At 38.1% G+C, this 10,427-nt stretch carries 5 protein-coding genes and 3 pseudogenes; 5 read left to right on the forward strand and 3 right to left on the reverse strand.

The annotated features are described in order from the left end of the window. The first annotated feature begins 16 nt into the window (after positions 1–16). Positions 17–505, forward strand: coding sequence for a pyrophosphohydrolase domain-containing protein (locus tag C7K42_RS12715; protein ID WP_103083406.1), 489 nt, complete (start codon positions 17–19; stop codon positions 503–505). Positions 506–580: 75 nt separating this feature from the next. On the opposite strand, the gene C7K42_RS12720 is transcribed toward C7K42_RS12715, so the two are convergent. Further along, entirely contained in the window at positions 581–1,033 is a 453-nt protein-coding gene (locus C7K42_RS12720) for a DUF2188 domain-containing protein (RefSeq protein WP_014124346.1), read from the reverse strand. Between the two features lie 218 nt (positions 1,034–1,251). Here C7K42_RS12720 and C7K42_RS12725 point away from each other — a divergent pair, with 218 nt between their 5' ends. After that, complete coding sequence (locus tag C7K42_RS12725) at positions 1,252–2,895, forward strand: peptide ABC transporter substrate-binding protein (RefSeq protein ID WP_061841430.1); 1,644 nt, start codon at positions 1,252–1,254, stop codon at positions 2,893–2,895. Positions 2,896–2,980: 85 nt separating this feature from the next. Here the strand turns inward: C7K42_RS12725 and ltrA are convergent, their stop codons facing one another. Beyond that, positions 2,981–4,279 (reverse strand): group II intron reverse transcriptase/maturase, encoded by a 1,299-nt coding sequence (gene ltrA / locus C7K42_RS12730; RefSeq protein ID WP_124175370.1) that lies wholly within the window; start codon positions 4,277–4,279, stop codon positions 2,981–2,983. 592 nt (positions 4,280–4,871) lie between these two features. Beyond that, a pseudogene (locus C7K42_RS12740) lies at positions 4,872–6,220 on the reverse strand (aspartate kinase). Positions 6,221–6,522: 302 nt separating this feature from the next. Between C7K42_RS12740 and C7K42_RS12745 the strand changes: the two are divergent. The 3 genes and pseudogenes from C7K42_RS12745 to C7K42_RS12755 form a co-directional block, all read left to right on the forward strand. Further along, complete coding sequence (locus C7K42_RS12745; RefSeq protein WP_014124350.1) at positions 6,523–8,247, forward strand: septation ring formation regulator EzrA; 1,725 nt, start codon at positions 6,523–6,525, stop codon at positions 8,245–8,247. A gap of 473 nt (positions 8,248–8,720) precedes the next feature. Then, a pseudogene (locus tag C7K42_RS12750) lies at positions 8,721–9,650 on the forward strand (cysteine desulfurase family protein). 222 nt (positions 9,651–9,872) lie between these two features. Beyond that, positions 9,873–10,427: pseudogene (locus C7K42_RS12755) on the forward strand (THUMP domain-containing protein); the annotation flags it as partial.

The following is a 10,427-nucleotide window of genomic DNA, read 5'->3' on the forward strand; positions in this document are numbered from 1 at the left end:
TTTGCAACCATTTGAAATGGCAAAAGAATTTCATGCAACTTTTAATCCTGAACAACCTGATGAACCAACTGCCTTTACTAAAAGCAAAGCACTTCATCGGGCAAGTTTTAAAGTAGAAGAAATTGTTGAATTATTATATGCTGCAAGTCCGAATAATAAGGAAGATTTTTTTGAACTAGTAGATGGTTTACATGAGGCAATTGAACAAGCAAAAGAAAAAGTTTTAAGTAAACAAAGCGCTGAAATCGATCCGTTAGTCGCACAAACGGATGCTTTAGCAGATATCATGTACTTTACTTATGGTTCTTTTGTATTACTTGGCGTTGATCCCCAACCGATAATGGACATCGTTCATCAAGCGAATATGGGCAAAGTATTCCCAGATGGCAAGCCACATTATGATAAAAAGACCAACAAAGTGTTAAAACCAGCGAATTGGGAAGCAGACATTGCGCCCGAGGGCAAAATAACAAAAGAACTACAACGGCAAAAAGAAGAAAAGTAAAAAATGCTTTACTGAAAAAATTCTCCTGATAAACAGTTCAGAAGGATTTTTCCATTTTATAAATGCGGTGAGTGATTATTTAGAGAAGTCACGTGTTTCTTGGAGATCACCATTTTCTTTATAAATTTCCAAGCTGGTTTCTTTATTCTGAGCGATATATTTTGCTCGTTCAATGGCTTCTTCTTTAGTGTCATAAGTTTCGCTTGCTTTTTTAGCACCTTTTGATATGACTTGCCATTGTTTGTCTGAGTAATTTACTTTAACATCTGCATCTAATAATTTTCCGCTTCTTTTTGAACCCGCATGAGAATCACTTTTTTGGGGTGGCTTTTCTTGACGAAAGGATTCTTTTTCTTCTGAACTTGCATTGTCGTACCATTGTTGTGCTTGTTTTGTAGCGATTGGAATCGCACGACCTTCTGGATAACCATCTTGTAGTAAAGCATTAGCTATATCGATGGCTTTTTTACGAACTAATGAATCTAAGTTTTTCATCGTACTTGGATAATCATTCATATCCCAAACCATTTAACATCCGCTCCTTTCTTACTTTTATTATAAATAAATTTTTTATTTTTTGAAAAGAATACGGTTTCTTTTCTTTGTAAAAATCACTATAGAGGCTTAATTTTTAGATAAGTTAGAAAATAGAAAATTTTTTGAAAATTTAATTGCAAAACAATAACAGTTTTTGTACAATGTTATTCATATCAAGGAGTTCAATTTATATAAGAAGGAGTGTTTGAATGAAAAAGAAAAAGTTGTTTGGGCTTATGTTGGTTAGTACGGTACTGCTAACTGCTTGTACCACAGGGGATACAGCAGAAAGCAGTGAAGCAGAGAGTGAGTCACAAGAATTTAATTTGTCGGTCGTACAAGAAATGCCTTCTGCTGATTTATCATTAGCAATGGATACAATTAGTTTTACAGCGCTTAATAACGTTTACGAAGGGATTTATCGTTTAGACGAAAATAATGAACCACAACCAGCTGGCGCCGCTGAAATGGCTGAGATTTCAGAAGATGGTTTGACTTACAATATAAAACTTAGAGAAGACGCCAAATGGTCTAATGGGGATCCAGTGACAGCCGATGACTATGTTTACGGTTGGCAACGCACTGTAGACCCGGAAACAGCTTCAGAATATGCCTACCTTTATGGTTACGTTGAAAATGGAGACGATATTATTGAAGGAGATAAGGATCCTTCAGAATTGGGGATTACAGCGGTAAATGATTATGAATTGGAAATCAAATTAGATACGCCAACGCCATTTTTTGATAATTTATTAGCCTTTGCTTCCTTTTTCCCACAACCACAAGAAATTGTTGAAGAAAAAGGGGAAGATTATGCCAAAACAGGTGATGACTCAGTTTATAATGGACCGTTTACTTTAACTGAGTTTGAAGGAGCGGGTTCTGATACTGAGTGGAGTTATACAGCCAATGATGAGTATTGGGATAAAGATAGTGTCAATCTAGATAAAATCAATGTTTCAGTTGTGAAAGAATCTTCAACAGGTTTGAATTTATTCCGTGATGGACAAACAGATGATGTCGTTCTTACCGGAGAGTTGGCGCAACAAAATGCAAATGATCCAGAATATCAATCTGTGAAAGAGGCACGTACATCTTATGTTGAATTAAACCAAGAGGATGAAGACTCCCCATTTAGAAATAAAAACCTTCGTTTGGCCTTGTCTTATGCTATTGACCGCGAATCTTTAGTAGAACAAGTCCTGGGTGATGGTTCTGTCGCTTCGACAAACTTACTTCCAGAAGAAACTGGAAAAGATCCAGATACTGATGAAGATTTTACCGAAGTTTCGGACTCTACGCTAGAATATGATCCAGAAAAAGCGCAAGAGCATTGGGAAAAAGCTAAAGAAGAACTAGATATCGATTCATTAGAATTTGACTTGTTAGCTGAGGATACAGATTCTACCAAAAGAGTAGGTGAATATATTCAAGGTGCTTGGGAAGAGTTAGATGGTATGAATGTTAATTCAACGACGGTGCCATTTACTGTTCGTATCGATCGTTCTACTGAAGGAGATTTCGATGCTGTTGTTGGCGGCTGGGGAGCTGATTACGCAGATCCTAGCAGTTTTACTGATTTATTTGAATCAGGAAATTCATATAACTTTGGTAAATGGAGTAATGATGAATATGATAAATTAGTTGAAGACTCAGCAACAACTCACGTAAACGATCCTGAAGAACGTTTCCAAGACTTGCTTGACGCTGAAAAAGTGATCAATGAAGAGATGGGTGTTATTCCAGTTTATCAAAAAGCAGAAGGACATATGGTTTCTGATAAAGTAAAAGGTATTGTGTCTCATAGTGCCGGTGCCAAATATGATTATAAATGGGTATCGATAGAAGAATAATAGGGTAGAGGGGAAATAAGATTTCCGCCCCTCCCGTCGCACCGTACGTACGGTTCTCGTATACGGCGCTCCATTTGTATTGTTTTCACGCTTGATTAAGATAGTAATTTAAAGGATTGACCAATCCAGGTCGATCCTTTTTCTTTATGGCTAAAACTTTCGGACTTAGGGTAAAATTGACGACGTCCATGCCGCATTTCCTATACCAACCTAACCTCGAATTTGCCACCTTATAAATGTTCTCTTTCGTGAAGTGACACTTGAATAATCGGTTTAATTGTTGTAGGTTCGTATAGATTCGTTGTGGCAGTTTCCATTGCTTTATGATGATCACTCGGACTTTATGTCGTATCCATTGCCCAAATTTTGCTAGATAGGTTTTCATACGCCCGATACGGTAGTAATTGATCCACCCTCTTATCGTTTGGTTTAGTTTCGTAAATGTCACCGCTAAAGGTCGCGACACCGCCTGTTTTCTTTTAAGGATGGCTTTGGTTTTGTCATAGAGCTTTGTTTTACTGACTTTGCTCGGTTTACATTGCCACCCCTTTTGGTTCTTCCAGAAGGTAAAGCCTAAAAATTGACTCTGTGTTGGTCGTACAACCTTGGTTTTTGTAACGTTCACTCGTAAGAAAAGCTTTCTTTCAATCCAACTCGTAATGGATTTCATTACACGATTGGCTGCCCGCTCACTTTTGACAAAGATATCCGTATCATCCGCGTAACGAACAAAATGCAGTCCTCTTGCTTCTAGCTCTTTATCCAATTTATTCAAGTAAATATTCGCTAAAATGGGACTTAAAGGGCCGCCTTGCGGAACGCCTGTTTCATTCGGACGAACAAAGCCATTTTCCATAATCCCTGCTTTTAAGAAAACACGTATTAAGTGAAGCGTTTCTCTATCTTTGACCCGTTCTCTAAGGGTCGAGATTAATTTATCATGATGAACCGTATCAAAATATTTCTCAATGTCCATATCAATGAGCCATTCATAACCTTCATTCAAGTAATCAAGAACTTTTTCAATCGCTTGATGTGCACTTCGATTGGGACGAAAACCATAACTGCTTTCACTGAAGTGAACATCGAAAATGCGACTCAGCTGTTGCGCGGTTGCTTGTTGTACCACACGGTCCACGACACTTGGAATCCCTAAAGGTCTTTGTTTTCCATCGGGCTTAGGGATATAAACTCGTTTGACTGTTTTCGGACGGTAAGTCATCGATCGAATCTCTTGAACAAGGGAATGTCCGTGTTGATAGAAATAATGGTCAAGTTCGTCGACTGTCATTTTATCAACACCCGGAGCGCCTTTATTCTTTTTGACCTGCTCGATGGCTTGTCTCATGTTTTGCTGGCTCGTGATCTTTTCAATGAATCTCATGCGCTGTTCCTCCTCTAGGTGTAGATGGATCCAAGATCGTCCTCACTACTTTTCCCATCGATAGTTACGTTCTACCGTTCTAGGGTATCCTCGTTTCCGGACTGCTTGGATATTTTCTTCTAGCGATTCACACTATACAAACATTCAGCCCTTCACTACATGTAATATCATAGCTACTATGGCCTCGGCTGACTTCTTACGACAAACCTTTTTCGACCGTTCGCAAACGTCCGTAAGATCTCCCAGGGTAAGACACTTATCTTTCTCTCCACAACCTCTTGATTTACTGTCTTGGTTTTACGTTTACCTTTTGGACTTCGGCTTGATATGCAGCCTTATCCACCATTTAGCCTCATCAAGTTCCTGTGCGTAGGTTCAAGAGATTTGCGCCACCACTTCCTTCACCCCATCATCGCTGATTTCGGCTTGTGGCTCGCTACACTTGGCGGTAACTACCCGTGACTAGACTTTCACTAGCTAGATAAATGCCATGCCTGGCACACATAATAAAAACCGGCTGAATTTCAGTCGGTTTTTGCTTTATAGTAAATTTTTTATTCTTATGATCCTTATTGGATGACGGATAATATTCTTACTCAAAAAAGGTATAATACAATGTTCGGATAGCATCTTGCTCGCGTTCTTTATGGATACCAAATATAATACTCACCTCAGAAGCTCCTTGACTGATCATTTCAATGTTGATCTTTTTTCTAGCCAAAGCTGCCGTACTTTCAGACATACTTCCGATTCTTTGTTTCATGCCTTCACCGACGATCATAACCATAGAAAGATCATGAATAACACGAAGTTCATCAGGATCAATAACATATGCGATCTTTCGTAATAAGTCTTCCTCTAATTGAGGGGTCAATTGATTCGCCCGTAAAATAATGGAAATATCATCAATTCCTGAAGGCATATGTTCGTAATTTAAATTAAATTCCTTAAAAATTTCTAACACTTTTAATGTAAAACCAACTTCCCGGTTCATCAGGTATTTATTAAGATAGATCATACTAAAACCATCATCACTTGTGATACCGACGACCGGTTGTTCCTTATTTTCGCGCTCATTAGTTATTAGTGTTCCCGGATGTGCTGGATTATTTGTATTTTTGATAACCACTGGGATTTTCGCGCGATAAGACGGCATTAATGCTTCATCATGGAAAACCGAAAAACCGCCATAAGACAACTCTCGCATTTCTCGATAAGTAATTTCACGAATGGGTTCTGGATGGTGAATATAACCCGGATGTGCTGCAAAAATACCATTGACATCAGTAAAATTTTCATACAAATCCACATTCATTGCTGAAGCGACGATCGCCCCAGTAATATCTGAACCCCCCGAGAGAAGGTACAAATTTCGCCTTTTTCCGTATAACCAAAAAAGCCAGGAATCACTAAGACTTCTGAACTGTTACGCCAATTTTTCATCGCTGGATAAGCTTTTGATAAAATACGCGCATTTAAAGGTTCGTCTGATACAAAAATTCCCAATTCTTGAGGATTAATATAACGGGCATCGACACCTTCTGCTTGTAAAACACCAGCCACAAGTTTGGCGTTATTATTTTCTCCATTTGATAAAATTTCATCAAAAAAATGAGGATTATCTGCCGTCGGTAAATTTTTTAAACTTTCCAAAGACTGATAGATTTCAGTTAAAATACTTTTTTCGATTTGAAACTCTCGACTGATTTCTTCATAGCGTGCAAAAATTTTAGTGATTAAATCATCTGTTGCTTCATTGTTAATTCTTTTTTGATAAAGTTCAACCAGCAAATCAGTTACTTTTTGATCTGTTGCATATCTTTTTCCAGGTGCAGAAACCACCACAAAGCGTCGAGTATTATCTGACTTGATAATTTCTGCGACTTTTTTTAATTGTGTTGCGTTCGCTAAAGAACTACCGCCGAATTTTGCTGTTTTCATAAATTATCTCCGCCTGACTCATTCAAAAACTTTTTTAATAGCGTACCTTTAAATGGATTATAAATCAAGGGCTGTAGTATAGATCTCTTAAAAAGAAACAAATAATTGAAAAAATTGGCACAATAAAGTATCATTTTTTTAAGGATTCATAGTGATTGGCAACTGTCTTTATGCTATAATCAAAGCTAGATGTCTTTTCTTTAGAAAAGAATGAATCTCTATGGGATGTAATGATCAAGTAAATAAAATCATCTGTCTTTTATTACAGATTGATGGATAGGATCAAAAATGGAGGCAGCTAAATGGGAAGTAATCTGATCTTAGGAATTGTGATAGCGATCGTTGTGCTTGCAGCGGTTGTTTATGGTATAGGTTTTTTTATGCGCAAGAAAAATCAGGAGAAGTTAAAAGCTTTAGAAGACCGAAAGAAAGCTTTATTTGACTCGTCTATTAAAGAAGATATTGATGCCATAAAAAAAATGCATATGGTAGGACAGAGTCAAAGTACTTTTAAAGAGTGGGAACAAAAGTGGGAGCAACTTTCTACTGACAAATTTGCTGAATTAGAAAGTCAAATTTTCGAGATCGAAAATTTGAATGAAGCTTTTCGCTTTGTCAAAGCCAAAGCAGCAGTGGAAAAAGCGCAAAAAACGATGGATGATATTGAAGACGAAATAGGAAAAGTCCGTCAAGGCTTTAAAGAATTACGTGAAAGCGAAGAGCGCAATTCATTGAAAGTCCAACAAGCAATGGATGTTTATGAAGAAATGAAACAAGCGCTAAGAGATAACGGGGATCAGTTCGGACCTGCTTTTGCGGAAGTGCAAAAACAAGTAAAAAGTGTAGAAAGTGAATTTACACAGTTTATTACACTAAATACTTCTGGTGATCCCGTAGAAGCTCGAGATATTCTAGAATCAGCTGAAAAGCATACTTTTGAACTAGAAGAACTCATGAGAAAAATTCCTGATGAATATGAAAAGCTGCATAAAACATTCCCTGAACAATTAGAAGAAATCGAAGAAGGATATCAAACATTAATGGAGCAGGAATATGTGCTTCCTGTAGGAAATTTTGCCCAAGATATCCAGCAAGTGCATCATCGCGTTGAGCATTCATTAGAAGATTTAGAAAAAGTCGAAATTTCAACCGTGGAAGCTGCAAACATTGAAACGGCCGATCAAATTGATCAGTTATACGACGTAATGGAACGTGAGATCGAAGCTAAAAATTATGTCACAAAAAATCGTAAAGCAGTTGCGGATTACATTCAACATGCGACAAGTAATAATCGTCAACTATTGATTGAACTTGATCATACTTCGCAGACTTATACCTTGAATCATAATGAACTAGCACGAGTACGTGGTTTCCAAACAGAAATTGAAGAAGTTGCTCGCCGGAATGACTCAGTGGATCCTCAGCTTGAAGCTCATGAGATTGCTTATTCTGAAGCACAAAGCTTTTATAAAGAAGCGTACAGAATTTTGGATGGGGTTGAAAGCGAACAAGTTGAGATCGATCAAGCGATCCGAGAATTACGTAAGGGCGAGAAAGTTGCGCAACAGCAAGCAGAAGATCTCGAGTTTGATTTACGTAACTTAAAACGCTTGGTGGAAAAACAACGCTTGCCTGGTTTGCCAGGTGATTATCTTAATTATTTCTATGGCGTAACTGACCGCTTAGAAGAATTAGATGATTCATTGAATCAAATTCGAGTGGACATGGATGAAGTCAACGAGATGGTTGCCCTTTGTAAAGAAGATCTAAGTGTTTTAACAGAAAAAACGCATGATATGCTTGATGAGGCTGCTTTAACTGAACAAATGATGCAGCACGCTAATCGCTATCGTCATTCTTATGCTGAAGTGAAAGCTTCGATTGAACGTGCTTTTGATCTGTTTTATTATGAATATCGTTACAAAGATGCTTTAGATGAGATCGGTACGGCACTGGAACGAGTAGAACCAGGAGCTTTTAAACGGATTGAAGACTTTTACTACGAAAATCGAGAAGAATTAGTCTAAAAAGCTGGATTTTGAACTTCTTTAAGTTCATACCAGCTTTTTTGCTGTGAATCACTACGATTTAGCGACCAAAGGGAGCTAAGAGTAGATGATGAACAGTACTAGGGCGAGCGGAACGAGCGTAGTTCCCCAAACCGAATCACTACGATTTAGCGACCAAAGGGAGCTGAGAGTAGATGATGAACAGTACTAGGGCGAGCGGAACGAGCGTAGTTCCCCAAACCGAATCACTACGATTCAGCGACCAAAGGGAGCTGAGAGTAGATCCTTCAAGGCCTTAGCGACTTGTCGCTTAGACCTTGATGAGATCGAAGCATAAGCGAAGAGATGAACAGTACTAGGGCGAGCGAAAGCGAGGCGTAGTGTCCTATACCTTCGAATCAGACGAATAGTGGTATCAATCGTCGAACTTGAAACTAATCACAGTTGTGGATATAATGAAACAGTATTTTTATAGAGAGGATCTTATATAAATGATCTATTTTGATAATAGTGCAACAACGGCAATTTTGCCTGAAAGTTTAGATACATATGTAAAAACCAGTCAACGAGTATTTGGCAATCCTTCAAGTCTACATTACCTTGGCATGCAAGCGAATCGTTTGTTAACGCAAGCTAGAAAACAAATTGCAGATATGCTACAGGTTACTTCTGAAGAGATTGTTTTTACCAGCGGAGGAACAGAGGGTGATAACTGGGTGTTAAAAGGGACTGCTTTTGAAAACAACCTTATGGAAAACATCTAATTATATCAAGTATTGAACATCCTGCTGTAAAAAAAACAGCTGAGCAATTGGCTGATTTTGGTTTGAATTGACCAAGCACCGGTAACTGCAGAAGGCTTTGTAGATGTCAAACAACTGGCTGAACTCATTAGAGAAGATACTGTTTTAATTTCTGTAATGGCAGTGAACAATGAAATAGGCACAATCCAACCTATTAAAGAAATTAGTGAGCTACTGGAAAACTATCCGAAAATCCATTTTCACGTGGATGCTGTTCAAGCAATTGCTAAAGTTGATAGAGATAAATGGCTGACGCCACGTGTTGATTTTGCTAGTTTTTCTGCTCATAAGTTTCATGGTCCACGGGGCGTAGGTTTTATTTATTGGAAAAAAGGACGACGCATGCAAGCACTAATGACAGGCGGCGGCCAAGAAAAAGAACAACGTAGTGGCACAGAAAATGTACCGGCGATTGTAGCTATGGCTAGGGCTTTACGAATTGTTTTTGAAAAGAAAGCGCAACGTCCAGAGCACTTAGCCAACTTAAAAAGAGCGCTTATAGATGGGTTGAGTACTTATAATAAGGTGACAATTTTTTCGCTCGAGGAAAACGCCGCTCCCCATATTTTATGTATAGCATTACAGGGCATTCGTGGGAGGTACTCGTCCATGCCCTAGAAGAAAAAGAGATTATTGTGTCGACTACAAGTGCTTGTTCAAGTAAAAAGAATACAGAATCAAGCACGCTTGCAGCGATGAATGTTTCAAGTTGATTTGGCGACTTGTGCGATTCGGATCAGTTTAGATGAAAAGTAATACGATGGCAGAAGTTGAACAGTTTATGATTGTATTTGAGCAGTTGTATCAAAAATTTTCAAAAGTTAATTAAGAGGTGTTTTTGTGAAATATTCAGAAATCATGGTTCGTTATGGCGAACTATCGACAAAAGGAAAGAATCGACGTTCATTTATTATACGACTGGCTAAAAATGTAAGACAAGCGTTGGTTGATTTTCCTCGATTAAAAAATTCATGCAGATCGTGATCGGATGCATTTAGTTTTAAATGGCGAAGATAGCGATTTGATTATTCCTAAACTAAAAATGGTGTTTGGTATCCAAGGATTTTCACCAAGTATACGAGTAGAAAAAGATATTGAGCAAATTAAAAAATGTGCCCAAGAAATGGTCAGTGAAATCTATACAGGAAAAGAAAGTTTTAAAGTAACTGCTAAGCGCAGTGACCATTCATTTGAACAAACGAGTAATGAATTGAATGTTACAGTAGGTGACGCAGTTATTGAACGATTTCCTGAGATTAAAGTACAAATGAAAAAACCAGATATTAATCTACGGGTAGAAATTCGTAGTAACGGTGCCTTTTTATCTCATGAAACAATTTCTGGTGCGGCTGGTTTACCGGTTGGGACAAGCGGCAAGGGGATGCTGATGCTTTC

Source organism: Tetragenococcus halophilus subsp. halophilus DSM 20339 (genome assembly GCF_003841405.1).
GTDB classification, from domain to species: domain Bacteria; phylum Bacillota; class Bacilli; order Lactobacillales; family Enterococcaceae; genus Tetragenococcus; species Tetragenococcus halophilus.